Source organism: Shewanella sp. SW24, assembly GCF_025653395.1.
Lineage (GTDB): Bacteria > Pseudomonadota > Gammaproteobacteria > Enterobacterales > Shewanellaceae > Shewanella > Shewanella oncorhynchi.
Genome location: NZ_JAKKSH010000043.1, coordinates 1 through 25,759 on the forward strand (window position 1 = coordinate 1; position 25,759 = coordinate 25,759).

Here is a 25,759-nt window from a genome sequence, read left to right on the forward strand (position 1 = left end):
TCGCCGCGGGAATTGTTGGGATAACGCACCAATGGAGCGTTTCTTTAGAAGTTTGAAATCTGAGTGGATACCCGCTAGTGGTTATGGGAATTTTACAGAAGCAGATAAAGAGATCACAAATTACATCACTGGATACTACAGTGAGACCAGACCCCATCAATATAATGGTGGGTTAACGCCAAATGAGTCAGAACGTTTATATTGGAATGACTCTAAAACCGTGGCCAATTTTACTTGACCACTACAATTGGTAATTGACTTAATACAATGAGTAACAAAAATAATCTCACCACACTTCCTCCTAAAAATAATGAGACAGCGACTTAACGCTTTACAACAGAATGTAGCAAAGGAATGGATTTAAAGACATGAGATGCAACGGTGTTATTGAACATTATTGATCTGAATCAGTAATTCACAATACAATGGCGAACATGTCTGTTAGACATGAACGTTGTTTGGCAAGTGAGATCCAAGAAAGATATAATGAGCAGTCCTCCTTGGTCGATTTCTTAATAAAAAATCAGGGAGAAGTCCCACGACGTTGATTTGGATTTAAAAATCCAAACGAAGTTTGGAAATGGGGTATGCGTGAGCCATCAATGATGATCAATGGCTCTTTTGAGAGGTTACTCTTCTGTATCAGTAAATGCGGCTTCGGCTTTCTCTAACTCTTGCTCGGTTTTAAGCTGAAACGCTTGCTGCTTTTTAAGCTTGGCTTCTTCTTCAAGTGCGGCTTCTCTTTGTTTAAATTCGTGTCTCTCTGGTTTAGTTAGAAACTTAAACGCGAGCTTGTTGCCTAGCACGTAGGCGACGACGTCTTCACCTTTTGTGCGGCGTTCATCGACACGTTGTGAAAAACGGGCGTTATCGCGGGCTTTACGTTCTTCGGCATTTAACTTACTCATAATCTGTTCTCCTCATTTAGTTAATCACGGTAGTGTTCCACTACGTTCAGTTAAACAAATGAGTTGTGTTGCACATTCATAAAGCTGATTGGGCGGGATTCTACCATAAGCGCTCACGAAAGCTGTGGGATTAAAATCTACCATTCCATCACCTGCGTTAACTTTGCGCACATAAGAAAGATGCGGCTAGAGTCACTTTTAAGATACACCACGAACACCGAAGCGACAGGAATTCACCTATTCCTGCGAACTGGCCGTTAGACATGGACCTTGTCCGCAAGGGAGATCCAAGAGGGGATTACAGTTGAGCCCCTCTTGGTCGACTCTTGATTTAACATCAGGGGGTGAAGCCCACGACCTTGATGTCGATTTTGATTTGATATTCGGTTTAGAAATTCAAACGAAGTTTAAAACTTAGGCTTTCTTAGCGGCGTAAGGCAAATGCCGTAACTGTATCGTTGCAAGCAGTACCGTTGCGAACTGTGCCAAGGCTTGCGTAAAAGCCGAAACAACATTGGTATTCAAAGGCAACTCTCAGTAAACTTTCGCTCCCATGTTTTGATCCGGTGCTGTGATGACCTTTCCCGAGCTTTCTTCTTACCCTGAGTCGTTAACTTTTGCTGAGCTTGGCTTAAATTCGGCGTTACTTAAGGCCTTGCCTGCAAGTCTTAAACATCCGACAAAGGTGCAGCAACTCACGATTCCGGCCATTCTTGCAGGACGGGATTTGTTAGCCTTAGCACAAACCGGTAGCGGAAAAACCTTAGCCTTTGGTTTGCCACTCCTACAACAAATTTTGTTGCAACAGCAAACACAGTTGCAGGGCGCTAAGTCTGTACAGCCTCCAAATGCACTGGCGTTAGTGCTGGTGCCTACACGGGAATTAGCACTGCAAGTGACTGAGGCGCTGCAAACAGTGGCAAGTCAGTTATCGACTTCGTTGAACATTCAGCTTCTGTGTGGCGGCGTCGCCTTGGAAGATCAATTAGTAGAACTCACTGCCAAGCCGCAGGTGTTAGTGGCAACCCCTGGACGTTTACTGGACTTATGCAAACAGGCCCACGTCAGCCTCGATTCGACAAAGCATCTCGTGTTGGATGAGGCTGACCGCCTGTTAGAAATGGGGTTTTGGCCTGATGTGCAAAAGCTGATGGCATTTATGCCTAAGCTTAAGCAAACCTTGTTGTTTTCTGCCACCTTGCCCGAGGCTTTGGATACATTGGCGGGCAAGCTACTGGCGAATGAGCCGCTGCGGGTCGAAGCCCACAAGGTGAATTCAGTGGCTGGTGAAATCGAAGAGCAGCTCTATTTAGTCAACAAGGGCAGCAAAGCACAAGCATTGATTGCGCTGTTAAAACAATATCAATGGCCGCAGGTGTTGGTGTTTATCAGCGCCCGCGATGATGCCGATGCCGTCGCTAAACGGCTCGCCAAAGCGGGAATGAAAGTCGCCGCGCTGCACGGTGAAAAAGAGCAAACCGTTCGCAGCCAAACCTTGGCCGACTTTAAAGCCAATCGGATCCAAGTATTAGTGGCGACAGATTTGATGGCGCGCGGCATTCATGTTGATGCTTTGCCTGTGGTCATTAATTTGGATTTGCCCATGAGTGCGCCTGTGTACGTGCACCGTATTGGCCGCACCGCGCGCGCTGGCGAAAAAGGGCTGGCGATTTCCCTCGTGTGCCACGGTGAAATGGCAACTTTAACGGCGATCCGCAGTTTAACTGCGCGGGAGTTACCGCTGGCATTATTGGCTGACTTTCCGGTAACGGATAAGCCGAGTGAAAAAATCACTGATGGCGCCACTGAGGGTAAAGTTGAGCGTAAGCGACCACCGCGTGATAAACAGGCGAATCGCCGTAGCATCAATAAGCACAGCGCTAAAGAGTTTAAAGGTAAGCGCTGAGTTTAAGCGTTCAAGCTTGGCGTGCCTCAATCACTAAACAGATAACAGAATAATGCGCATTGGCCGCTGTTATCACTTTCGCTCTAGGTGTAACTTAGTGACTTATTTACATTAGGAGCTAAGTCATGGGATCGACATTAGCGTTAAGCAAAGCACTTCATAAAGTGGTGAATAACGGTTTAACGACCGAGCACTTTGTACTTAGGCCATTCCAGCGAGCGGATCTTGAGGCTTTTACCGCCTATCGAGCCGACCCTAAGGTCGCTAAATATCAAAGCTGGACGGATTACAGCTATAGCGATGCACTCGCGTTGTTCGAGAAGCTGGATTATGCACAATTTGGTGCGGTTGATACTTGGTTTCAGCTTGCGATTGTTACTGGCGCGTCGGGAACTACACCAACCCAATTAGTTGGCGATCTGGCGCTGCACTTTATTGATGAGCAGCAGGTGGAAATTGGCTTTACGATTGCGCCTGAACATCAAGGTAAACATGTTGCTTTTGAGGCCGTCAGCGCATTGCTGGATTACCTCTTTATTGAATTGCATCAGCATAGAGTCATTGCTATCACCGATGCACAAAATCTTGCCTGCTGTCGCTTACTCGAAAAACTCCGCTTTAGGTGCGAAGCCCATTATGTGAAAAACATCTTCTTTAAAGGCGCGTGGGGCGATGAGTTCCTTTATGCCTTGTTAAAGGAGGAGTATTAATTCCCTTTAGGTGCAAAGTATCGCTAACGCACGCCGCTAGTGTTTCTCTATTTGGCTTATCGACCCTATCTCAGTAAAATCTCTTCATTAGTTGAGCCCGTGTTGGCTCAAAGATCTTCACGCCCGTCATGGGATTTAAGGAGTGCCACATGAAATCAATGCGTTTAGGCTTAGTGGGTATGGCGGTCGCGCTCGGATTATCGGCCTGTGCGACCACGCAATCGCCAACGGGGCGAGGGCAGACCTTGTTGTATTCAGCGGCGCAAATGCAGCAGATGGGCGATTCCTCCTTCGAGGAAATGAAAAAACAGCAAAAAGTGAGTAGTGATAAAAAGCTGACGCAATACGTCAATTGTGTCGCTAATCGTATTACTGCAGTGCTGCCGGACCAAACCCAACGCTGGGATGTGGTTTTGTTTGACTCAGAACAAGTTAACGCTTTTGCTCTGCCGGGTGGGCATATTGGGGTTTATACCGGATTGCTTAAGGTCGCTAAGGGACCTGATCAGCTTGCTACTGTGCTCGGTCACGAAGTCGCGCATGTGTTGGCGCAGCACGGTAATGAGCAGGTTTCCCGTGGACAGTTAACGGGCGTTGGAATGCAGATTGCCGATGCAGCGCTAGGGGCGAGTGGTGTGTCGAATCGCGACTTATATATGTCGGCATTGGGACTCGGTGCTCAGGTAGGGGTTATTCTGCCCTTTGGCCGCGCACAAGAGAGCGAAGCCGATATTATGGGCGTAGAGCTAATGGCTCGAGCGGGTTTCAATCCGGCTCAGAGTGTTGAGTTATGGCAGAATATGTCGAAGGTGGGCGGTAGCCAAGGGCCGGAGTTATTATCGACCCATCCATCGAACAGTAATCGCATTGCTCAGCTACAACAATTGCAAGCACAGATGCAGCCACTTTATGCCAGTGCTAAAGCGCAGGTGAAGAATCAATGTGTGGCGCCGAAATAAGCTGAAGTCTATTTAAGATCTAAGTGCCCGTTTGGTGAGTGTTCGCTGTCGTTTGCGCAGAGATATGTGTCCTTAACCTATTTATGCTTTTGGATAAATACGCAGTAAGTGTGTAAAAAAGCCTCCTTAGTTAAATAAGCAGTCAGTTTATCAGCATAGCTCGCTGAACTATGGTAAACTGGCGCGCAAAATTCCACTGATAATTGAGAGTCGTTAATTATGTCTGATAAATTCAGTACTGTTGAACAGCAAGCAAGCTACGGTGTAGGCCGTCAAATGGGTGAGCAACTGGCCGCCAATTCTTTTGATGGCGTGGATATTCCAGCCGTTCAAGCGGGTTTAGCCGATGCGTTTGCCGGTTTAGAAAGTGCTGTGTCTATGCAAGATCTGCAAGTTGCTTTCACTGAAATTAGCGGTCGTATTCAAGCTGCTCAAGAGCAAGCTGCTGCTGCTGCGTCTGCTGAAGGCGATGCCTTCTTAGCTGAAAATGCTAAGCGTGATGGCGTGACTGTGACTGACTCTGGTCTGCAGTTCGAAGTATTAGTCCAAGGTGACGGTGCTACTCCAACTTACGAAGATACTGTTCGTACTCACTACCATGGTTCTTTCATCAATGGTGATGTGTTCGACAGCTCTGTAGTTCGTGGCCAACCTGCTGAGTTTCCAGTTTCTGGCGTTATCGCTGGCTGGACTGAAGCACTGCAACTGATGCCAGTAGGCACTAAGTTGAAATTATTTGTGCCACATCACTTAGCTTACGGTGAGCGCGGCGCGGGGGCATCGATTCCTCCTTATTCAACTTTGGTATTCGAAGTTGAATTATTAGATATCATCTAATATTGAAAAAACGCCTAAGCCTGTCTTAGGCGTTTTCTTATGGAATACAAAGAAAGGTTGAGGAGATTGAAATGAGTGGACAAGTGAGAGTGGCAATCGTCGGTGCCGGTGGTCGTATGGGACGCACTCTTATTGAAGCTGCCTACAATCACGACCATATTTTACTGGGTGCCGCCATTGAGCGTGCAGGCTCAAGTTTAGTGGGTGTGGATGCGGGTGAGTTAGCTGGTGTGGGTAAATTAAACGTCATGATTATGGATTCGCTCGATTATGCGACCGATGATTTTGATGTGTTGATCGATTTCACTGCGCCAGACGCCAGTATTGTCCATTTAGATTGGTGTGTTCGCCATAAGAAAGCCATGGTGATTGGCACAACGGGTTTCAATCATGCTCAAAAAGAACAGATCAATGCCTTTGCCGAGCAAACGCCGGTCGTGATGGCGCCGAATATGTCTGTGGGTGTCAATTTGATGTGGAAATTACTCGAACTGGCTGCCGAAGTCATGGGTGATTACACGGATATCGAAATTATCGAAGGCCACCACAGACACAAAAAAGATGCGCCGTCGGGTACAGCCCTGAAAATGGGTGAAGTGATTGCTAAGACCTTAGGTCGCGATCTTGAAAAATGTGCCGTATATGGCCGTGAAGGGATCACGGGTGAACGTGACCGTGAAACTATCGGTTTTGCGACTATTCGTGCTGGTGATCTCGTTGGTGAACACACGGCCATGTTTGCCGATATCGGTGAGCGTTTAGAGATCACCCATAAAGCTTCGAGTCGTATGACCTTTGCTAATGGTGCTATGCGTGCCGCTCACTGGCTCGTGGAGCAAAAGCCGGGCTTGTATGATATGCAGCAGGTTTTAGGTTTGCATTAATATTAAAAACGCCGATATGGCGTTTTTTTTTGCACCCAGTTACCAGTGGGTGGACGGTTTCGCGTTTTTACTGTAAACTCGCTGGAATTTGTCAAAATTTCGTAAATTAGCGGAAATTGGTATCTTAACATAACATAAAAACATTATATTTCAGTGGCTTGGCTCTTTATGGAGGTCGCGTTGACAAAGTCTGCCTTACTCGTACTCGAAGATGGAACTGTATTCTCTGGCACAGCAATTGGTGCCGATGGTCTCTCTGTTGGTGAAGTTGTTTTTAACACTTCCATGACAGGATACCAAGAAATTTTAACTGATCCATCCTACTCACGCCAGATTGTTACATTAACCTACCCACACATAGGCAACACTGGTACCAATGATGAAGATATTGAATCCGATGGGGTTCACGCTTGTGGTCTTATCATTCGTGATCTTCCGCTCATCGCAAGTAGTTTCCGTAATCAACAAAGCTTAAGTGATTATCTCAAAGCGAACAATGTCGTTGGCATAGCAGATATCGATACCCGCAAGTTAACTCGTATTCTCCGTGAAAAAGGTGCTCAAGCCGGTTGTATTATGGCAGGTGCAGAGTTAGACGAAACAAAAGCGCTCGCCGCTGCCAAAGCTTTCCCCGGTTTAAAAGGCATGGATCTCGCTAAAGAAGTCACGACTAAAACTGCCTATCCATGGCGTAAAGGTAGCTGGCGTTTAGTGGGCGGCTTACCAGAAGATACGCCAGCAAATGAGCTTAAATACAAAGTAGTAGCCTACGACTACGGCGTTAAGCAAAACATTCTGCGTATGTTAGTGGACCGCGGTTGCGACGTCACAGTTGTGCCAGCTAAAACTTCGGCCACCGAAGTGTTAGCGATGAATCCCGATGGTGTGTTCCTTTCGAACGGCCCTGGCGATCCAGAGCCATGCGATTACGCGATTGAAGCGATTCAACAAATTCTGAAAACCGACACGCCGATTTTCGGTATTTGTTTAGGTCATCAGCTACTCGCGCTGGCCTCAGGTGCAAAAACCTTGAAGATGAAGTTTGGTCACCACGGTGCAAACCACCCAGTGAGCAATATCGAGAAAGGTAACGTGATGATCACCAGCCAAAACCACGGTTTTGCTGCCGATGAAACGACCTTACCCGCCAACATTAAGGTGACGCATAAGTCGCTGTTTGATGGTTCACTCCAAGGTATCCATCTCACGGACAAGCCCGCGTTCAGCTTCCAAGGTCACCCTGAAGCGAGCCCTGGCCCGAACGATGCCGCCCCGCTGTTCGATCACTTTATCGAGCTAATCGACATATACCGTCAGAACGCCAAGTAGTACGCTAGCTAGGAGAAGAGAGAAGCAATGCCAAAACGTACAGATATAAAGAGTATTCTTATCCTAGGCGCCGGCCCAATCGTGATTGGTCAGGCATGTGAATTTGACTATTCTGGCGCACAAGCGTGTAAAGCGCTGCGTGAAGAAGGCTACCGTGTCATTCTGGTGAACTCTAACCCTGCCACCATTATGACTGATCCAGAAATGGCCGATGCCACTTATATCGAGCCGATTCACTGGGAAGTGGTCCGTAACATTATTGCTAAAGAACGCCCAGATGCGATTCTGCCAACCATGGGCGGCCAAACCGCACTGAACTGCGCATTAGAACTTGAAGCCAAAGGCGTACTGAAAGAGTTTAACGTCGAGATGATTGGCGCGACTGCCGATGCTATCGATAAAGCTGAAGACCGTAGCCGCTTTGATAAAGCGATGAAAAGTATTGGTCTTGATTGTCCACGCGCGGGCATTGCCCACAATATGGACGAAGCTTATGGCGTACTTGATCAAGTGGGTTTCCCTTGCATTATCCGCCCATCCTTTACTATGGGTGGCTCAGGCGGCGGTATCGCTTACAACAGGGAAGAGTTCGAAGAGATTTGTTCACAGGGCTTAGAGTTATCGCCAACGAGTGAACTGCTGATCGACGAATCACTGATCGGTTGGAAAGAATACGAGATGGAAGTGGTCCGCGATCGCAATGATAACTGCATTATCGTCTGCGCCATCGAAAACTTCGATCCTATGGGCGTGCACACGGGCGACTCTATTACAGTTGCACCCGCGCAAACCCTGACTGATAAAGAATACCAAATCATGCGTAACGCCTCTATGGCCGTACTGCGTGAGATTGGTGTTGAGACCGGCGGTTCGAACGTACAGTTTGGTATTAACCCGAAAGATGGCCGTATGGTTATCATCGAGATGAACCCACGGGTATCGCGCTCTTCAGCATTAGCATCAAAAGCAACGGGTTTCCCGATTGCGAAAATCGCCGCTAAGTTAGCAGTTGGTTTCACCCTTGATGAGCTGATGAACGACATTACTGGCGGTCGTACGCCAGCATCATTCGAGCCTGCTATCGATTACGTTGTGACTAAAGTGCCACGCTTTAACTTTGAAAAGTTTGCCGGCGCGAATGACCGCTTAACCACACAGATGAAGTCTGTGGGTGAAGTGATGGCGATTGGCCGTACTTTCCAAGAGTCACTGCAAAAAGCCTTACGTGGTTTAGAGGTTAGCCGTAACGGTCTAGATCCTGTCACAGATATGTCTAAACCTGAGGCGATGTCGCGAATCCGCCACGAGCTGAAAGAGCCTGGTTGCGACCGTATTTGGTACATAGCCGATGCGATGCGTGCGGGGCTGAGCTTAGATGAAATCTTTAAACTGACCAATATCGACCCTTGGTTCCTAGTGCAAATCGAAGAGCTGGTTCAGCTCGAAGGCGTTGTCGCTGAAGCGGGTCTGGCGGGTTTGGATATCGACTTACTGCGTAAGCTTAAACGTAAAGGCTTTGCCGATGCGCGTCTGGCCGATGTATTAGGCGTGAACGAAGCCGAAGTGCGTAAGCTGCGTGATAAGTTCGACCTGCACCCAGTCTATAAGCGTGTGGATACCTGTGCGGCCGAGTTTGCAACAGACACGGCTTACATGTACTCAACGTATGAAGAAGAATGTGAAGCTAACCCATCGACCCGTGACAAAATCATGGTGTTAGGTGGCGGGCCAAACCGTATCGGTCAAGGTATTGAGTTCGATTATTGCTGTGTGCACGCGGCGTTAGCGCTACGTGAAGACGGTTATGAAACCATCATGGTGAACTGTAACCCTGAAACCGTTTCAACCGACTACGACACTTCAGACCGTTTGTACTTCGAACCCGTCACACTGGAAGACGTATTAGAAATCGTCCGTATCGAGAAGCCAAAGGGCGTTATCGTGCAGTACGGTGGTCAAACGCCATTGAAATTGGCCCGTGCCTTAGAAGCCGCTGGCGTACCTGTGATTGGTACTAGCCCAGATGCCATCGACCGCGCCGAAGACCGTGAGCGTTTCCAGCAAGCGATTCAACGCTTAGAGATGAAGCAGCCTGAAAACGATACCGTGACTACGGTTGAAGGTGCTGTGATTGCCGCTGAGCGTATCGGTTATCCGTTAGTTGTGCGTCCATCCTACGTACTGGGCGGCCGCGCGATGGAAATCGTCTACGACAAGCAAGATTTGCTGCGTTACTTCAACGAAGCCGTGAGCGTATCGAATGCATCGCCAGTACTGCTCGATCGTTTCTTAGATGATGCGATTGAAGTGGATATCGATGCAGTATGTGACGGCGAAATCGTGGTGATTGGCGCGATTATGGAGCATATCGAACAAGCGGGTGTTCACTCAGGTGACTCAGGTTGTTCGCTGCCTCCCTACACGCTAAGCCAAGAAATCCAAGATCGCATGCGCGTTCAAGTCGGTAAGTTGGCGATGGAACTCGGTGTTGTCGGTCTGATGAACGTACAGTTCGCCGTGAAAGATAACGAAATCTATATGATTGAAGTTAACCCACGTGCTGCCCGTACTGTACCATTTGTGTCCAAAGCGACTGGTGTGCCTTTAGCTAAGATCGCCGCGCGTGTGATGGCGGGTCAAAGCTTAACGTCGCAAAACTTCACTAAAGAAGTGATCCCACCTTTCTACTCAGTGAAAGAAGTGGTGTTGCCCTTTAACAAGTTCCCAGGTGTTGACCCACTGTTAGGCCCAGAAATGCGCTCTACCGGTGAAGTCATGGGCGTGGGCGATACGTTCGCCGAAGCCTATGCTAAGGCGCAGTTAGGTGCGACTTCTGAGGTGCCTAAGTCGGGTCGTGCATTATTGTCTGTGCGTAACAGCGATAAGAAACGCGTTGCCGATTTAGCGGCTAAGTTAATTGAGCTCGGTTATCAAATCGATGCGACTCATGGTACTGCGGTTATCCTAGGCGAAGCGGGTATCAACCCACGTTTAGTGAACAAGGTGCACGAAGGGCGTCCACACATTCTCGATCGCATCAAGAATGGTGAATACACTTATATCGTGAACACTACCGAAGGTCGCCAAGCGATTGAAGATTCTCGTCAATTGCGCCGCGGTGCACTGCGTTACAAAGTTAACTACACGACGACCATGAATGCTGCATTCGCCACTTGTATGGCCCATGCCGCCGATGACCGTACTAACGTGACGTCAGTACAAGAACTGCATCTGCGCGTACTGGCTAAATAAGCTATAGCGTTAATGTTGTTAATTAGAGGGCCGCATAATTTAGGTTATGCGGCCTTATTATTTCGTCAATTTTGAGCGCTTCGTTCATTTTATCTTCTACTTAGATTGCCTGAGAAAACTATGCCTGCGCCAGCCAATAGCCTTGCCAAAGTCGATACTTTTATTGCGCCGCCTTGCCTCGGGCAAATACGCGTGCTCTATCAAGATAGCGATATTCTACTGATTGATAAGCCGAGCGGATTATTGAGTTTGTCGGGAAAGAATCCGCTGAATCTCGACTCGGTGCATTATCGTTTAGTGCAGGATTTTCCGACGGCCACTTTGCTGCACAGGCTCGATTTTGGCACTTCCGGTATCATGCTGGTGGCGCTGAATAAAAGCGTGAATGGTTTGCTGACAAAACAGTTTCAGGCGCGCACGGTTGAAAAGCGTTATACCGCCTTTCTGCACGGGCATTTAGCCGCTGACAGCGGGGTGATTAATCTGCCGATCGCTAAAGATAGCGACCATTTCCCACTGCAGAAGATTTGCCATAGCACAGGCAAAGTTGCGATCAGTGAATATCAGGTGCTGGAACGATTAACCGAACCTTTCGCCACGCGGGTCGAATTTACTCCGGTTTCTGGTCGCACTCATCAGCTGCGGATCCACAGTCAGCAATTGGGTCACTCAATTTTAGGGTGCGATCTCTACGGCGGCGTGGGTGAGGGCGTGACTGATAAGGCTGATGCAGATGAAGCTGATATCACTAATACGACGAGCAGCAGATTAATGCTGCATGCGACCCGCTTAGCGTTTAATCATCCTATCACGGGTGAGCGTATCGACTGGGTTTGTGAGTGTCCTTTTTAAGCGCTTTTAAAAGAGCAATAGAGTTTAGCTCTCAGCATTCAGCACTTAGAATTTAGAGCAATGGGTTTAGTTGCTAAACCCGATACGTTCGGTTTGCATGGGCGGCGCATCGTTGGGGAGCCAAGTACGGTAAATCGTTGCGAAGGTGCCATCTGCTTTTATCGCTTCTAGGCTGTTTTTCCACTGTTCGATCACATCATTGGGCGTGCCTTGTGAGAAGGCAATGTAAAGATGATTAGCACTAATCGTGAAGAGCGACTCTACATCATCAATGCTCGCGCCTGCATCCGACAGAATACTCGGCGCGGTGAGATTGGCATTACACCAAAGATCGACACGTTGCTTCATCAATTGTTTGGCACTCAATAAGGGCTCGGATGAGGCCGCAACATTCGTAAATCCCAGTTCGAGCAATAGGCGTTCTTCCACCGAGGCACGATAGACACCAATTGCCTTAGCCGTCTTTGCATCATTTATAGTGGTTATTTTTATACCGCTATTTTTTAAGGCATAAAAATTAGTCGTGCCGACAGCAACAGGCCCAATCATAGTAAACATTTGCTCCCTTTCTGCTGTGCGCGTCATAGTAAACAACACAGTATTAGGTTGCTCGGTCAGCATTTTCCAGCCGCGAGCCCAAGGTACGACCTTGATTGGATCTGGGTTGTTTATGCGCTTTTGAATTTCTTGTACTACCTGTACAGCTAAACCATCGGGTTTGCCATCGACAGAAAAGCTGATTGGTGACCATTCTTCGGTATAGATGTTGAGCGGCTGCGCGCGAAGAGAAACTGCGCTGCTAAGGGTGAGTGATAACAATAAACTTGTGACTAATTTCATTAATAACCCTAAAAATTAGAATGTTATAATTGAGTCTCACTGCTTGCTCTTGAAACGATTAAAGATGAAGGCTGTGCTTAAATCAAGTATAGCTAGGGGTTCATTTTCTAAGATTAAATTTACTATACCGTTTTGAACGATAAAAAAAGAGCGCTTGTATGGCGCTCTTAGGTAGGCTTATTTATGGGTGATAGCTTATCTTTCTGTGCCTATATATCACGCTCGATATACATCTCGCATAAGGTTATCAATGCAATGTACAACACGCATACTGGCGTCTTCCATTGAGTGCAGTTGTTTGACCATCTCAGGCAAATTACCTTTTTGTCTCGCATTGAGCGCCGCTTTTCCTGCCTCGTGTACCGCTTTATGTGGTGCATCTAATGCTTTGAAGTTACTTAAATGCTGATAATTCTCGGCACCAAATCCTTTGAAATACCATTGCCCTAGGCGGCACTCAGTGTGTGAGTTCACATTGTGGTTATGCTGTGGTTTTTCAATTAATTGATAAACGCTACTTTTCCAGACTGCGTGGTCGAGCTTAGTGGTATTCAAGAATGACGCTGTGGCTGCGTTATGGATAACGTGCTGCATTTGTTTTGAGCGTTGCAGGACATCTTCAACGACTTGGCCAATTTGGGTTGATGAGGTGGCTACATCGACTGCACTACTTTGATTATTATGAACAATTTCTTTAATCTCAGCCGCTTGCGCGACGATTTGTTTCACGAGCTTTTCAATATGGCTACTGGCTTCATGGGCTTTGCTTGCAAGTTGGCGCACTTCATCGGCCACCACGGCAAACCCTCGTCCCGCTTCGCCTGCACGGGCGGCTTCAATGGCGGCATTCAATGCCAGCAAGTTTGTTTGTTCTGAAATTCCTTGAATTGCCGCGACAAATTGATTGATTGAAGAGGTCGTAGCATCGAGTTCTGTGACAGCTTTCATGCTGTTCGATGCTTGATCATTAATATAAGTCGCTCTAGTGCCTAAATTGGCAATGGCCACCCGGGTTTGATCAAAAACTTGATTGAGTTCAGACAGTGATTCTTTTTCCGCAGAGAGTAATTCGGCACTGCTGGCTAAGCCTTCGCGCACGGCATTAAGCATATCTCCGCCTTGGTTTTGGCAGGCGATCACTTCAGTGTAGTGGTCTGCATTTTGGCGCGACTGTTGCTGCATGGTCTCATTTTCACGGATCATGCCACGCAGTTCATCTATTTCATTTTGGTGTTGGCGTTCTAGTTGGATGAGTCGCTCTTTAAGCGCCTGGTTTTCAGCTTTGAGCTGGGAATTAAACCACATATAAAACCTCTCAAGTCGCTAGGACTATCACTATTGCTTATCGACTTACTGTGACTGGGCTCAGCGGTAAATACTGCAATGTTAATAAAAAGTAAAACGATTCAGGTATGGAAATATTAACTGATCTTTAAGCTTTATTCTTAATTTTTTTAAGGTTATTGAAGCTTTTATGCCTTGTCATAAATGGGTTAGCACTATCGAATGATAAGTGAACCACGCTAAGGTTAACTTAGCTTGGTTCACTTTGAGGTCTTAGGTTTATGGCATAGGTAAGTCGAGCACCACAGTGGCTATGCTGAAATACACGAGCACGCCTATGATGTCGGCGATGGAGGTGATGAGTGGCGCACTAGCGGCTGCAGGGTCCATCTTTAACTTGCTCAGTAAGAAAGGCAGAGACATACCAATCAAGCTGCCAATAATCACCACAATTTGCATTGTGAGTGCCACAACCAGCGCGATTTCAGGTCCGCCGCGCCAAAATCCTAGCAAGGACACTGCAGCTGCCATGCTGGCTCCTAATAATCCGGCGACAAATAACTCGCGCCCTAGCATAGATAACCAATCCTTGAGAACCACTTCCCCTGTGGCTAGGCCGCGTACCATTAAGGTCGACGATTGTGAGCCCGCATTGCCGCCGCTATCGATCAGCAGAGGTAGGAAGAAGACTAAAGAGACATAACTGGCAATGGTGTCTTCGAAGAAGGCGATCCCCGCTCCCGAGAAAATATTACCAAAAACCAAGATTACCAGCCAAACTACGCGCTTGCGGTAAAGTAAGCCTATGCTGGCAGTTTTAAGGTTATGGTCAATATTGCCGATGGCCGCAGTTTTTGTGAACTCAAGATCCGCCTGTGAGCTGGCGATATCCATAGCATCATCATAGGTGACGATACCGACGAGCTGGCCTTTGCCATTGACTACTGGCAGCGCCATTAAGTCGTAATGGGCGATCATCTGCACCGCTTCTTCGCGAAAGGCATTGGCATCGAGCGCGACAGGATCGGGTTTCATAAAGTCGACCACTCGCTCGTGTGGCTGCGCCAGTAATAACTGCCTTAAAGATACAGTTCCTATTAAGCGGCCTAACATATCCACCACATAGGTTTGATAAATCGTTTCTTTATCAGCAGCTTCAGTACGCAGAGTATCAATTGCTTCTGCCGCAGTATGGCGGCTATTCAGTAATGTGTAATCCGAGGTCATGACCGCGCCGACTTTAGCTTTATCATAGGCGGCGAGGGTGCGCATATCTTCCCGTTTGGCCAATGCTAGCGCAGGTAAAATCGCCGCTTGCTGGGTTTCATCGAGCAGATTATAGAGGTCGGCACGTTCATCTGCAGCCATGTGAACCAGTAGCGCAGATAGCGTGGTTTTATCTAATTGCTGTACTAAGCTGGCTTGCAATTCATCGGTCAGGTAGCGAAACAAATTGGCGCAAACCTTAGGTGAGGCCAGTTGCAATAATAAGACTTGTTGAGCTTGATTAAAGACGTTAAATACGGCTGCAATATCGGCAGGGTGGCGTTTTTCGGCTAATTCAGCCATGGCGCTGGCACTGCGTTGCTCGATAATCATTTGCAGGTTATGGATGATTTTTTTAGTGTTGTTTGTGCTGTTATTCATGTTCATAGTTCATTCTCTCAACGATCTAGTGACCAAAGTAAAAGGTGATGTCTGCGCCAAGTTGCAGCGTGTTGCCACGAAGGGCATTGCCTAAGCTCAATTCCAGCTGTAGCTGTTGTTGCGGCGAGTGTTGATAAGCGAACTGATAGGTAGTCTCGCTCAATTCTTTTTGATAAATCTCGGCTATCACGCGATGGTGACTACTGAGTTCATACGCTGCCGCGATACCCACAAGTAATTGGGTTGATTGATTAAATTCATGGGTAAAACCTACATTGGCATAGAGACTGACATCAGAATCGCCTAAGGTTTTGCCAAAAATGCCGAAGACTTCGGTGGCTAATTCGTTACTGGCATCGAGGTTTTTCTGCAAGTTGATTACCAGTGCGCTGTGCCAATCATCCTGTTGCTGCTCTGGATCTGAGTGGGAGTTTACGTTGAGCGGTAGCTTAATGCCGACTTCAGCTTGCTCCTCACGAATATCGTCATTGGCATTGGACGCTAATCCTAAATGCCATTCCCATTGATTGCGGCTGCAAGTCGTGGCCGCGTTTAATTGTGGGCGAGCATGATCCGACCTAGGTTGTTGCCAGCCCATTTCTAATTCACAGCGATCCGCGAGGGCGGGATCATCCACTTCGAGATGGGATGCCGCTGCACTCATGCTGTAGTACAAGCTGATACTTGCGCAGGATAAAGATCGCAAAATTGATGTGTTGTTTATGTAAGCCATATTTAGGCTCCTCAGATGTAAACCTATAGATGTAAATCCATAGGGAAAACGAAGTCCACTGAGGCAAAAAACTTGCTTTGAGATGCAATAAATACACATAACTGAACCCCAGCAAAATGCTGGAATTGCTAAAGCGCAGCCATAGGCTCAGGCTTATTGTCTGTGATTGATATTTTGGGGGAGGCGGAGTGAAGAATGGTTCACACTACTACCCTGCTTAGCAGGTAGCAGCAAATATTGCGGGCTAGTGCTAGGCGTTAAATCCTGTCTTTTGGACAGGGCATCTACTGTCGCTTATGTGTGTGCCCACAGTGGGTCTCCGCAATGATTAAAGTCGCCACATTCTAAGGGACTGAAATGTAAAGTCAACCGCACATGTTATTACATATGTTTTTGTTTGAATTTATACTTTAAGGAAAAGTCAATTTTATGATTATTCTTGGGCTTGCGTGATTTTGTTGGGAGTGTTGGTGGTTTTGCGTGCTAATCATTGTTGTTTGATTGTTTGTTTTTTGGCTGGTAGCGGTTGATTTTTGTTGTCGGATTTAACTCTGATATTGAATTGTGGTTTTTAACGGTATGACTTATCTCAGTAAGCTGTATTTGAGTCGCCAGAGATGAGTTAACACTTTATCCATAATGGGGGATTTGGCATTAGTGCACTTCGGGTATACCCTTGTCGTGCCTGCGGTGAGTCATTGTGCTCACTCAGATTAAGATAGTTTGCTGTATTCAGATTTGGGGGATTAAGCTGTGGCACACAATATCGATGAGTTGGAATCAATAGCTGCACCTATCGATCATAAGTGCACCGCGAATATCAAGATCGCCAGTATCAATCTGTTTAACTTTATTGAGCCGCCTTTGGCTTACTATGATTTTGAAAATATCTATAGCCATGGGCAATGGCAGAAAAAGTGTCAGTGGTTGAGTAAGTTTCTCGCACATCGCCAGCCCGATATTGTGGGATTTCAAGAAGTGTTTAGCCCTGAACCGCTCAAACGAATCGCCAGTGGGCAAGGTCTAGGGTATTTTGCGATCGTTGATGAGCCAACTCTTATCAGTGATTACATTTATCGTAGCCCTGTGGTCGCGCTTGCCTCCCGGTATCCCATAGTGGAAATCAGCAGTGTCGAACCTGATGCGCGTTTAGTGGCAGCCATGGGATTATCGAGTGAATTTGCCTTTAGCCGTAAGGTGCTGCGCGCAACCGTTGAAGTGCCACACATCGGCAAGTGTGACTATTATGTGGTGCACTTTAAGTCAAAACGCGCCGGATTAGCACTTGAACCTAAGCTATTTGAACATCAACCTCTCGGACATCAGCCACTTAGTTTAGATAATTTAGCGCCCGCAGCGAGCATGAAACTGCATTCAGAAACCCAATTACTCACAGAGCAAGCCTTAGGCCGCTGGGCATCTACCATGCAGCGCGGCGCAGAAGCAGCATTATTATTCAATGGCATATTGGTACGCAGGCAAGAATCTAAACATCCCGTTATCGTGATGGGGGACTTTAATGACAGTCTGTCGATGGGCGCCTTAGATGCGTTAATGATACAGGGCGAGAGTATCCACAGTAATGACATTAAAGCCGCGGGCCTTGGGCATTTATCGGATGCGGCGTTAGCGGCGGTGTTTGCTCAGTATCAACTTAAGGATGCCTATGAGTTATTTATTGAAGCGAACTTGAGGGACAGTTTGACTGGCAATACCGCTTACCATAGGGAACACCGAGCGGCGACCCATTACTATGGCCCTAAAGGTTCAGTGCTGGATTATATTTTGCTTTCGAGTGAGTTTGATGCGAGCCATGGCCGCAGTTTAGCGCAAGTGGTGGATTATCAGACCTGCGATAGACACTTAGTTAGACCTGAATATGAACGCGACGCCTACAGTACTGACCATGCGCCCGTCATTGTTGAGTTAGCGCTACGTAGCTAAGTTCTCGTGTTCACTGATTAATTCGTCTTATTTCAAATCATGTCAGTTGTCTTTACGGTTTTGTTAGCGTTGTTTCATTAACCATTCCAACATCATTTCGCATGAAGATCATTCAGAATTAACCGTTAAAATAAGGTATGATCGGCCACCCGTGGATGATGGTAAATAAGCGCTGCGGCGTGTTCGGTACTCGCACTTAGGTGGCATTGGGTATATCATCCGTTTCCCATTTTTAGACAGCAGCCCTTTTTTAGTGGCGGCCCTATTTTTAAAGGCAACTATGGCTATCAGAATCAAACTTAAACCCGGCCGCGAGAAGTCACTCGAGCGTCGCCATCCTTGGGTATTTTCCAATGCTATTCATAACATTAAGGGAAAACCTGAAGCGGGTGAGACAGTCGATGTGGTCGCGCATGATGGTCATTGGTTAGGTCGTGGTGCTTGGTCGCCTGAGTCGCAAATTCAAGTGCGGATTTGGACTTTCGATCGCGAAGAGGAAATTGATCGCGCGTTTTTTGCTAGACGTTTACAGCGGGCGCAAATCGGCCGTAACGATTTAATCCGCGAGCAAGGCTTAACGGGTTACCGTTTAGTGGCTGCTGAGTCCGATGGTTTACCTGGGATCACCATCGACAGATATGCCAATGTGTTGGTGTGCCAGTTACTGAGCACAGGTGCTGATTTATGGCGCGATACCTTAGTCGAGCTATTGGCTGAGCAATATCCAGATTGTGCTATCTATGAGCGTTCCGATGTGGATTCCCGTAAGAAAGAAGGCCTGCTGCCTGTTACGGGTTTACTGCACGGCACTCTGCCAGAAATGCCAGTGATTATCGAAGAAAACGGCATCAAGATCGCCGTCGATGTGATTAAAGGCCATAAGACAGGTTTCTATCTCGATCAACGTGATAACCGCGCCATTGCCGCCCGTTTTGTCAAAGATAAATCGGTATTGAACTGTTTTTGCTACACAGGGACTTTTGGTCTGTACGCTGCGAAAGCAGGTGCTGCCAGTATTGAAAACGTCGATGTGTCTTCTCTAGCCTTGGCGACAGCGCGCCTCAATATGCAAGTGAACGGTTTGAGTGATGACAATGTGCATTACAACGAAGCCGATGTGTTCAAGTTGTTGCGCCAGTACCGTGATGAAGGCAAAACCTTTGATGTGATTGTGCTCGACCCGCCTAAGTTTGCCGATAACAAGGCACAGTTAAACGGGGCTTGCCGTGGTTATAAAGACATCAACATGATTGCATTGCAGTTATTGAATCCGGGCGGCGTGTTATTGACCTTCTCTTGCTCAGGATTAATGCCTGCGGATCTGTTCCAAAAAATCGTAGCCGATGCCGCGCTCGATGCGAAACGTGAAATCCAGTTTATTGAACGCTTAAGCCAAGCGAGCGATCACCCTATCGGTAGCGCCTTCCCAGAAGGATTCTACTTAAAAGGTCTAGTTGCTAGAGCTTGGTAAGCCAGCGTTTGATATAAGCTGTCTGCGATGGGCTGCTGAGTCAGATAACATTGAACTATAAAAAAGAGCTATAAAAAGAACCATAAAAAATGCCAGCCCTTTGAAAAAGTGGCTGGCATTTTTACAGCGTATTTTTACAATCAGCAGCCTTGTGACTGCGATGGATTCTTTAAACGCTTAACTTATTTGGCAGTAAAGGTTTTTACGCCATCAGGGGTGCCAACGAGTAACACATCCGCACCGCGTTTGGCAAACAGACCGTTAGTCACTACACCGACTATCTCATTGATCTGACTTTCTAATTCTTTTGGATTAAGGATCTTAAGATTGTACACATCGAGGATCACGTTGCCGTTATCGGTCACAACGCCTTCACGGTACACTGGATCGCCGCCAAGTTTAACGAGTTGACGCGCCACATAAGAGCGTGCCATCGGAATGACTTCTACGGGTAGTGGAAATTCGCCTAGTATGTCGACTTGCTTAGTGTTATCCACGATACAGATAAACTTTTCAGCCACCGCCGCGACAATTTTCTCGCGAGTTAATGCCGCGCCGCCGCCTTTGATCATATCCATACGGTCGTTGATTTCATCGGCTCCGTCCACATAGACAGATAAACGATCGACACTGTTTAAGTCATAAACGGGAATACCCAGCGCTTTCATTTTCTGAGTTGATGCCTCAGAGCTAGAGACTGCGCCTTCGATATCGGCTTTCATGGTCGCCAGTGCATCGATAAAGTGATTCACAGTCGAACCCGTACCAACACCAACAATGCTGTCTTTTTCAACGTACTTAAGTGCGGCCCAACCGGCAGCTTTTTTCATTTCATCTTGAGTCATGTTGACATCCTGTAACGGCAAATGAGTAAAAAATTCTGGGCTTAGTATACTCTTTTCCGATAAATAATGTGGCGCAATTCCACCGTGGGTGTGATCTAGATTGCTGGCATTTTCACATTAGCAAGCAGTCCCAATAACGTAAGTAACTTAAGCAGTTAAGTTGGAAAGCATTTCGCTATACGCCACTAATCTAACTAAGCTACTATGGCAAAAGCAGAATGGTTTATAGATGATTTGTAGAGGGATTTAGCATGGCAGGCGCGAGTTTATTAACCTTACTCGACGATATCGCATCGATTTTGGATGACGTAGCGGTAATGAGTAAAGTGGCGGCAAAGAAAACCGCGGGTGTATTGGGGGATGATTTAGCCCTCAATGCCCAGCAAGTGACGGGCGTAAGCGCCGATCGTGAATTACCTGTAGTGTGGGCGGTGGCCAAGGGATCATTCCGTAATAAGTTGATTTTAGTACCAGCAGCAATGCTTATCAGTGCTTTTATTCCCTGGGCTGTCACCCCTTTATTAATGTTTGGTGGACTGTTTTTATGTTACGAAGGGTTTGAAAAACTGCATCACAGTTATAGCCATAGAAAAGGCCAGCAACAACACGAAACCCAAGTAGAGAATGAGTTACCTGAGATTAAAGATTTCGCCGCCTACGAGGCCGAAAAAGTCAAAGGGGCGATTCGTACCGACTTTGTGTTATCGGCGGAAATTATTGCCATTACCCTTGGTATCGTGGCGGACAAATCCCTATCGACACAGTTTTTTACGTTAGCTGTCATTGGGATAGTCATGACCATAGGCGTGTATGGCTTAGTGGCGGCAATTGTGAAAATGGATGATGCGGGTTTGTACTTGAGCCAACGTGAAGGCGCCTCTGTATTAACTCAAATGAACCGTAAATTAGGTTTTGGTTTATTGAGCACAGCTCCCGTATTAATGAAAAGTTTAACGATTATTGGCACGGCAGCCATGTTTATGGTGGGCGGTGGGATTTTAACTCATGGCCTACACCTAGTCGGCGAGCAAATCCACCATGCTGAACAAGCGGTTGCTGCCATTGGTGTTGTTGGACCTGTGTTTGCTGTGCTGACGCCAAGTATTCTTAATGGCTTATTTGGTGTCGTTGCTGGCGCTGTTGCACTTATTGCGATGACAGGAATACAGAAATTGCGTAGTTAACGAGCTGCGCGCATCAACCATCAAGGATGAGCACGATGAAGTTAATGAAGTACTGTGTCTCCCCGAGTAAGCTGGCTTGGTTACGTAAAGAGTTTGGCAAAGATGCCGATGGGTTAATGGCGGCAATGGATGCTGCTGGCACGGCTTATCTTGATAACCTCAATGCCTTGACCGAGCCGCTGAAAAGTGAGCAGGTATCGGCCGAGGCTGAAAATGCGATTAAAGCTAAAACTCAACTTCAAGCGCAGCGTCAGTGGGCATATTTGTGGCTGCAGCAACGTATCGCTTTGACTACACGTATTGATGATATTGAACTTGCAGCGTTAGCAGCTTTTGAATTTCAACATGTCCGCATCGAGGTAGTTGATCCGTCGGAGTTTAATACAGTATTAGCACTATTACAGGCTGAGCAAGTCTTAGGTTTTGATACTGAAACCCGTGCAAGCTTTGAGCGCGGCGTGCAACATCCCTTGAGTCTTATTCAAATCGCGACAGTGGATACCTGTTATTTATTTCAGCATGCCATTTTGGGTGAGCAATTCACCCAGTTAAAAGCCTTATTAGAAGATGAAACCATACTCAAAGTCGGGGTTGGTTTACGCAGTGATGCACACGCTCTCAGGCGGCAATGGGGCATTAATGTCGCCTCAACATTAGATTTAAATTGGGCACTGGCTCAACTTGGAGCGGAGAAGGAAATGGGGACGCGCCAATTAGTTGCGGCGCTTTTGGGTGTACGTATCGACAAACCTAAAAAAGTCACCTTATCGAATTGGCAGCTCGTGCCTTTATCCAGTGCGCAAATTCATTATGCCGCAGCCGATGCCTTGGCCGCACTCAAATGCTTCAACGCGTTAATCACTCAACTGACACCCTTTTATCATGCATCGAGTGCCGCAAAAGCCGCATTATTCATTCCTTCAAGTTTGATAGTGCCCTTGGCGAAATATTTTAAGGATGCAGAATGAAACACAAAACCCAAGATGCTGCAAAAGTTAAAATCATGCCATTACATTCGGATGTGAGCTCGCAAGGCACCAGTACTTTAGGTTTGATTTATCGCGTACTTGGCATCTTGCTTCTGTTAAGTGTTATCACTTTTGGGATTAATGCTTGGGCATAGATAGCGGTATTGCCAGCAGTCGAAAATAAAGGACAACACTATGTTAGATGCTATTTGTGAACTCGAAACAGAGGATCATTTAATTGCGAGAACGACTTATAGTGTTTTTAAGTTTCAACAATTACCCGATGAGGATATCGAGCGTTTGCGGCAATGGTTAATTTGCCCCGCCTGCGGTGGTAAAGCATATTTCCGTAAAGCCTCAAAAGACGGTAAAGCCGCTTGTTTTGGCTCGCGATATCACCAAGCCGATTGTATTGAATTTAAACCTTCGGCACAAAAGTCCCGTGAGGAGCAAGATGCCATTGAAGTGCAGCAACAGCTGGTGGACGCCGATGCCTTAATGATCGACTTTAGCCGTAAACCTCGTCGCCATTCACCTGCAAACAAAGTTTCGACTGCAGAGGTATTAACCAGCAAGACTGAGCCAACGCCTAAATTGTCCTCTATGCCTGAGCCATCGAAAGCGTCTGTTGCATCGTCAGTGGATGATCGAATACAAGAGTCGAAAACAGGCTACCAAGTTAACACCGCTGAACATACCACTGAAAAACGAGTGCCTAGCCAAGGGCTCGAAAAGTTACTCCACAGTTTATTGCGCGGTACAGATTTAGCAAAATCGGATCTCTGGGTATACACAGACGCTGAGCGAAAATACCGTTGGCGGGCGAAGAACCTGTTTGTCAATTTTGCCGATGCGGACCCAAGCGACAATAAACCCCACATGTATTGGGGCACGATATCCCACACTGACCCGACGATGAGTTGGCTTAATCCTGCCGACAGCAAAGATATCGGCATTCCTATCGATGGGATAAAGCAACCATTATTAGCGCAATTTGAAATAGAAGATAAACGCTGCTTTGAAGGTGCGGGTTTGATTTTATTTGGTAAATGTTTTTGGAATAAAGAAAAGACCCGCAAAATTATTCAGCTATGGAATAACGATTTGCAGCGGATTTTTATCTCAAAGTTGGAAGATTAATTGGCTTTGGGGAGAGAAATTAAAAAGAGGGGAGAAAAGGGGCGATTCCCGACGCACAAAAGCGTTACAGCAAAAGTCCCTATCTATATCACGCTGATGAAAGCGCTTACTTGCCGCAGCACTTCTTGAATTTTTGACCGCTACCACAAACGCAAGGCTCGTTACGATTCGGTTTTTTCTCGAAAGTCGTGGTCTTAGGCTTATTTAATAAACCTTCTAATTCAACAATATCTTCAGCGACGTCGGCATTGACTTCGATATTGGCGAGCAGTTGGTGTTCGGCAACTATCGCGGCAACTTCGAGTTTACGCGCTTCGTCGGCAACAATTAATTGTAATGGTAATGCTTCTGTACCCGGTTTAGCGGCACGCTTAGTGTTGTAGCCATAGCTTTCGTGCTTCGGCTTAGGGGTTTTACGACCCTTGAAGAAAAATTTGTCAGACATGAGTGGTTCCGTCGAGCTGTGTATGAAATTGACGATGCTTATACTATAAAACGCCGATTTTATAAATCGAACTCAGATCTTTTTTCGATAAATGCGCGTCTTTAACCCTTAAGAACCTCAAAATGGCCGAAACGGCACACTTATTCGACGTCATCAAACTGATTTGTTGTGGGATCATTTAGTCGAGTTACTATTAACCTATGGGCTCTAAACTAAGTATCTACTACGTCATTAAGCTAATATGCGATGGCTTTTTAATCTCAGTGGCAGTTAAATCAACAGCAATAGCCTAACTTGTTTGAAAAACCTTCAGTTAATGAGTTTTGCCATAAAAAGTACTTTACCTTTGGAAGTGCTTTTAGCATAATGCCCCACGTCAACAGGGGTGTAGTTCCAATTGGTAGAACAGCGGTCTCCAAAACCGATGGTTGCGGGTTCGAGTCCTGCCACCCCTGCCAAATAAAACAACGGCTTGCATAGAAATATGCGAGCCGTTTTATTTTGTTAGAAAAGTTGTTAGAAATGTCTAATCAGCTTTTTGAATAACGATTCACTTCTTAATACTGCCGATAGTTGGCACTATCTCAGTTCTGCGGTCATAAACGTTCACTTGGCCAACGGTTTTATGCCCACTAAATTGCTGCTTGTCGTGAATGTTTCCCTCAAAGTCAGAGATGCCTTTCGCTTTGATGTCGTGAAATGTGAACGTTCGTTCAATGTCTGGATATTGTAATGCTAGTTTGTCTATCGCTCTGCGCCAACTGCTGCGCAGACCATCTGCTGTTAACCTGCCTCCACCTGTTTTGTTGATTACAAAGACGCTGGCAATACCTTTGCGTAATGTTTTCGCTTCATTAATGAGTTCATGCAAGCGTGGCGACCAAGCCTTGATCTGTTTCTTGCCAGTTTTACCCTGCTGAATAAAAATCCCTTCATCCATCACTTGTGACCACTTTAGTGATAGCACATCGGCTTGTCGCGCTGCACATAGATAACTGATCTCACAAGCAATTTTTAGGCGCTGTTCGCAGCACTCAAGCAGTGCGTTAAACTCATAGTCAGTGATGTACCGATCACGTGATTTATTCTTGAATTTCTTAACGCCTTTAGCAGGGTTTTCTTTGCAATGACCACGCTCGTATCCCCAGCCGAAGACAACACTACATGCTGATAATTCGTGATTTGCCTGAGTACGACTTGTGTTCCCTCTAATATCCATGTATCGACGAATGTGGTGTGGCTTAATTGTGTCTGGTTCCATTTCGCCAAAGACTTTATTAAACATCGCTAGCTCTCGTTCTCTATCCCTTTGCGAGCGAGGTGCTAGTTCTTTGAATGTTGCAGATGCCTGGTATTCGTCAGCCATGCGTTTTGTAGTGGCACACTAATTTTGGCCACCTAAATAGAGGTGATATTATTACCTCGTAGATGACTTTAGGTGAACACATGAGATCGACAACCAGAAAAACATTTAGTGCTGAATTCAAACTTGAAGCAGCCCAATTAGTCCTCGATAAAAACCATAGCATCATCGAAGCTGCAAAGGCGATGAACGTTGGTAAGTCCACTATGGATAAATGGGTGAGACAGTTAAAACTAGAACGCCAGGGTGGCACACCAA

The 25,759-nt window shown here is 46.6% G+C and carries 24 protein-coding genes and 1 tRNA gene; 17 read left to right on the forward strand and 8 right to left on the reverse strand.

The features are described 5' to 3' along the window. Positions 1–238 (forward strand): integrase core domain-containing protein (locus tag L5M17_RS21570; RefSeq protein WP_263146819.1); only part of this gene is annotated, 238 nt, incomplete at its 5' end. 391 nt (positions 239–629) lie between these two features. Here the strand turns inward: L5M17_RS21570 and L5M17_RS21575 are convergent. Further along, positions 630–908 carry a DNA polymerase III subunit epsilon gene (locus L5M17_RS21575; protein WP_173243176.1) on the reverse strand — a complete coding sequence of 93 codons (279 nt, stop codon included), beginning with the start codon at positions 906–908 and terminating at the stop codon, positions 630–632. 574 nt (positions 909–1,482) lie between these two features. Between L5M17_RS21575 and L5M17_RS21580 the strand changes: the two genes are divergently transcribed. The 8 genes from L5M17_RS21580 to L5M17_RS21615 all read left to right on the forward strand — a co-directional run bounded on the left by L5M17_RS21580 (position 1,483) and on the right by L5M17_RS21615 (position 11,637). Further along, positions 1,483–2,814, forward strand: coding sequence for a DEAD/DEAH box helicase (locus L5M17_RS21580; protein WP_263149137.1), 1,332 nt, complete (start codon positions 1,483–1,485; stop codon positions 2,812–2,814). A 125-nt stretch (positions 2,815–2,939) separates the two neighbouring features. After that, a complete protein-coding gene (locus L5M17_RS21585) occupies positions 2,940–3,524 on the forward strand; it encodes a GNAT family N-acetyltransferase (RefSeq protein WP_263149138.1) in 585 nt (194 codons plus the stop codon). A 149-nt stretch (positions 3,525–3,673) separates the two neighbouring features. Further along, positions 3,674–4,483 (forward strand): M48 family metallopeptidase, encoded by an 810-nt coding sequence (locus L5M17_RS21590; protein WP_028759303.1) that lies wholly within the window; start codon positions 3,674–3,676, stop codon positions 4,481–4,483. Between the two features lie 219 nt (positions 4,484–4,702). After that, complete coding sequence (locus tag L5M17_RS21595) at positions 4,703–5,320, forward strand: FKBP-type peptidyl-prolyl cis-trans isomerase (protein ID WP_006083907.1); 618 nt, start codon at positions 4,703–4,705, stop codon at positions 5,318–5,320. Positions 5,321–5,391: 71 nt separating this feature from the next. After that, entirely contained in the window at positions 5,392–6,204 is an 813-nt protein-coding gene (gene dapB / locus L5M17_RS21600; protein ID WP_105251661.1) for a 4-hydroxy-tetrahydrodipicolinate reductase, read from the forward strand. A gap of 168 nt (positions 6,205–6,372) precedes the next feature. Beyond that, positions 6,373–7,533 carry a glutamine-hydrolyzing carbamoyl-phosphate synthase small subunit gene (gene carA, locus L5M17_RS21605; protein WP_263149140.1) on the forward strand — a complete coding sequence of 387 codons (1,161 nt, stop codon included), beginning with the start codon at positions 6,373–6,375 and terminating at the stop codon, positions 7,531–7,533. Positions 7,534–7,560: 27 nt separating this feature from the next. After that, positions 7,561–10,785 carry a carbamoyl-phosphate synthase large subunit gene (gene carB / locus L5M17_RS21610; protein WP_105251663.1) on the forward strand — a complete coding sequence of 1,075 codons (3,225 nt, stop codon included), beginning with the start codon at positions 7,561–7,563 and terminating at the stop codon, positions 10,783–10,785. A gap of 120 nt (positions 10,786–10,905) precedes the next feature. After that, positions 10,906–11,637, forward strand: a complete 732-nt coding sequence (locus tag L5M17_RS21615) for an RluA family pseudouridine synthase (protein WP_263149141.1) — start codon at positions 10,906–10,908, stop codon at positions 11,635–11,637. A gap of 66 nt (positions 11,638–11,703) precedes the next feature. Here the strand turns inward: L5M17_RS21615 and L5M17_RS21620 are convergent, their stop codons facing one another. From L5M17_RS21620 to L5M17_RS21635, 4 genes are all read right to left on the reverse strand, one after another. Next, entirely contained in the window at positions 11,704–12,477 is a 774-nt protein-coding gene (locus tag L5M17_RS21620; protein ID WP_198571775.1) for a substrate-binding periplasmic protein, read from the reverse strand. Positions 12,478–12,693: 216 nt separating this feature from the next. Further along, positions 12,694–13,782: a methyl-accepting chemotaxis protein gene (locus L5M17_RS21625; RefSeq protein ID WP_173243184.1), complete on the reverse strand. Its 1,089-nt coding sequence runs from the start codon at positions 13,780–13,782 to the stop codon at positions 12,694–12,696. A 258-nt stretch (positions 13,783–14,040) separates the two neighbouring features. Further along, entirely contained in the window at positions 14,041–15,414 is a 1,374-nt protein-coding gene (mgtE, locus tag L5M17_RS21630; RefSeq protein ID WP_173243187.1) for a magnesium transporter, read from the reverse strand. 19 nt (positions 15,415–15,433) lie between these two features. Beyond that, complete coding sequence (locus L5M17_RS21635) at positions 15,434–16,141, reverse strand: hypothetical protein (RefSeq protein ID WP_263149143.1); 708 nt, start codon at positions 16,139–16,141, stop codon at positions 15,434–15,436. A 753-nt stretch (positions 16,142–16,894) separates the two neighbouring features. Between L5M17_RS21635 and L5M17_RS21640 the strand changes: the two genes are divergently transcribed. Next, positions 16,895–18,085 (forward strand): endonuclease/exonuclease/phosphatase family protein, encoded by a 1,191-nt coding sequence (locus tag L5M17_RS21640; protein ID WP_219251172.1) that lies wholly within the window; start codon positions 16,895–16,897, stop codon positions 18,083–18,085. A 280-nt stretch (positions 18,086–18,365) separates the two neighbouring features. Continuing rightward, a complete protein-coding gene (locus L5M17_RS21645) occupies positions 18,366–19,556 on the forward strand; it encodes a class I SAM-dependent rRNA methyltransferase (RefSeq protein WP_011788387.1) in 1,191 nt (396 codons plus the stop codon). Between the two features lie 182 nt (positions 19,557–19,738). Here L5M17_RS21645 and rpiA read toward each other — a convergent pair whose 3' ends face one another. Beyond that, a complete protein-coding gene (gene rpiA / locus L5M17_RS21650) occupies positions 19,739–20,401 on the reverse strand; it encodes a ribose-5-phosphate isomerase RpiA (protein WP_028761507.1) in 663 nt (220 codons plus the stop codon). A gap of 251 nt (positions 20,402–20,652) precedes the next feature. Between rpiA and L5M17_RS21655 the strand changes: the two genes are divergently transcribed. From L5M17_RS21655 to L5M17_RS21670, 4 genes are read left to right on the forward strand one after another with little or no spacing between them, the layout of a single operon-like run. Continuing rightward, on the forward strand, positions 20,653–21,585 hold the full coding sequence (locus L5M17_RS21655) for a DUF808 domain-containing protein (protein WP_263149145.1): 933 nt from the start codon (positions 20,653–20,655) through the stop codon (positions 21,583–21,585). A 35-nt stretch (positions 21,586–21,620) separates the two neighbouring features. Next, positions 21,621–22,553, forward strand: a complete 933-nt coding sequence (locus L5M17_RS21660) for a 3'-5' exonuclease (RefSeq protein ID WP_263149146.1) — start codon at positions 21,621–21,623, stop codon at positions 22,551–22,553. After that, positions 22,550–22,708, forward strand: a complete 159-nt coding sequence (locus L5M17_RS21665) for a hypothetical protein (protein ID WP_173243196.1) — start codon at positions 22,550–22,552, stop codon at positions 22,706–22,708. The genes L5M17_RS21660 and L5M17_RS21665 overlap by 4 nt, the downstream gene beginning before the upstream one ends. A 40-nt stretch (positions 22,709–22,748) precedes the next feature. Beyond that, positions 22,749–23,693 (forward strand): hypothetical protein, encoded by a 945-nt coding sequence (locus L5M17_RS21670; protein ID WP_263149148.1) that lies wholly within the window; start codon positions 22,749–22,751, stop codon positions 23,691–23,693. 106 nt (positions 23,694–23,799) lie between these two features. Here the strand turns inward: L5M17_RS21670 and L5M17_RS21675 are convergent, their stop codons facing one another. Further along, a complete protein-coding gene (locus tag L5M17_RS21675) occupies positions 23,800–24,138 on the reverse strand; it encodes a PBPRA1643 family SWIM/SEC-C metal-binding motif protein (protein WP_263149149.1) in 339 nt (112 codons plus the stop codon). A gap of 381 nt (positions 24,139–24,519) precedes the next feature. Between L5M17_RS21675 and L5M17_RS21680 the strand changes: the two genes are divergently transcribed. After that, positions 24,520–24,596, forward strand: a tRNA-Trp gene (locus L5M17_RS21680). A gap of 92 nt (positions 24,597–24,688) precedes the next feature. Here the strand turns inward: L5M17_RS21680 and L5M17_RS21685 are convergent. Then, entirely contained in the window at positions 24,689–25,423 is a 735-nt protein-coding gene (locus L5M17_RS21685) for a tyrosine-type recombinase/integrase (protein ID WP_263149151.1), read from the reverse strand. 161 nt (positions 25,424–25,584) lie between these two features. On the opposite strand from L5M17_RS21685, the gene L5M17_RS21690 reads away from it, so the two are divergent. Beyond that, positions 25,585–25,759: transposase (locus L5M17_RS21690; RefSeq protein ID WP_263148818.1), on the forward strand; the 175-nt coding region annotated here is incomplete at its 3' end.

What these genes read in the sequence shown, in the direction of transcription:
- L5M17_RS21595 (WP_006083907.1), top strand. Translation starts at nt 4,703, where the DNA reads ATGTCTGATAAATTCAGTACTGTTGAACAGCAAGCAAGCTACGGTGTA.
- L5M17_RS21685 (WP_263149151.1), bottom strand. Translation starts at nt 25,423, where the DNA reads ATGTTTAATAAAGTCTTTGGCGAAATGGAACCAGACACAATTAAGCCA.
- dapB (WP_105251661.1), top strand. Translation starts at nt 5,392, where the DNA reads ATGAGTGGACAAGTGAGAGTGGCAATCGTCGGTGCCGGTGGTCGTATG.
- L5M17_RS21585 (WP_263149138.1), top strand. Translation starts at nt 2,940, where the DNA reads ATGGGATCGACATTAGCGTTAAGCAAAGCACTTCATAAAGTGGTGAAT.
- mgtE (WP_173243187.1), bottom strand. Translation starts at nt 15,414, where the DNA reads ATGAACATGAATAACAGCACAAACAACACTAAAAAAATCATCCATAAC.
- L5M17_RS21575 (WP_173243176.1), bottom strand. Translation starts at nt 908, where the DNA reads ATGAGTAAGTTAAATGCCGAAGAACGTAAAGCCCGCGATAACGCCCGT.
- L5M17_RS21635 (WP_263149143.1), bottom strand. Translation starts at nt 16,141, where the DNA reads ATGGCTTACATAAACAACACATCAATTTTGCGATCTTTATCCTGCGCA.
- L5M17_RS21655 (WP_263149145.1), top strand. Translation starts at nt 20,653, where the DNA reads ATGGCAGGCGCGAGTTTATTAACCTTACTCGACGATATCGCATCGATT.
- L5M17_RS21645 (WP_011788387.1), top strand. Translation starts at nt 18,366, where the DNA reads ATGGCTATCAGAATCAAACTTAAACCCGGCCGCGAGAAGTCACTCGAG.
- L5M17_RS21670 (WP_263149148.1), top strand. Translation starts at nt 22,749, where the DNA reads ATGTTAGATGCTATTTGTGAACTCGAAACAGAGGATCATTTAATTGCG.
- L5M17_RS21665 (WP_173243196.1), top strand. Translation starts at nt 22,550, where the DNA reads ATGAAACACAAAACCCAAGATGCTGCAAAAGTTAAAATCATGCCATTA.
- L5M17_RS21620 (WP_198571775.1), bottom strand. Translation starts at nt 12,477, where the DNA reads ATGAAATTAGTCACAAGTTTATTGTTATCACTCACCCTTAGCAGCGCA.
- L5M17_RS21615 (WP_263149141.1), top strand. Translation starts at nt 10,906, where the DNA reads ATGCCTGCGCCAGCCAATAGCCTTGCCAAAGTCGATACTTTTATTGCG.
- L5M17_RS21675 (WP_263149149.1), bottom strand. Translation starts at nt 24,138, where the DNA reads ATGTCTGACAAATTTTTCTTCAAGGGTCGTAAAACCCCTAAGCCGAAG.
- L5M17_RS21590 (WP_028759303.1), top strand. Translation starts at nt 3,674, where the DNA reads ATGAAATCAATGCGTTTAGGCTTAGTGGGTATGGCGGTCGCGCTCGGA.
- rpiA (WP_028761507.1), bottom strand. Translation starts at nt 20,401, where the DNA reads ATGACTCAAGATGAAATGAAAAAAGCTGCCGGTTGGGCCGCACTTAAG.
- L5M17_RS21660 (WP_263149146.1), top strand. Translation starts at nt 21,621, where the DNA reads ATGAAGTTAATGAAGTACTGTGTCTCCCCGAGTAAGCTGGCTTGGTTA.
- carA (WP_263149140.1), top strand. Translation starts at nt 6,373, where the DNA reads ATGGAGGTCGCGTTGACAAAGTCTGCCTTACTCGTACTCGAAGATGGA.
- L5M17_RS21625 (WP_173243184.1), bottom strand. Translation starts at nt 13,782, where the DNA reads ATGTGGTTTAATTCCCAGCTCAAAGCTGAAAACCAGGCGCTTAAAGAG.
- L5M17_RS21580 (WP_263149137.1), top strand. Translation starts at nt 1,483, where the DNA reads ATGACCTTTCCCGAGCTTTCTTCTTACCCTGAGTCGTTAACTTTTGCT.
- carB (WP_105251663.1), top strand. Translation starts at nt 7,561, where the DNA reads ATGCCAAAACGTACAGATATAAAGAGTATTCTTATCCTAGGCGCCGGC.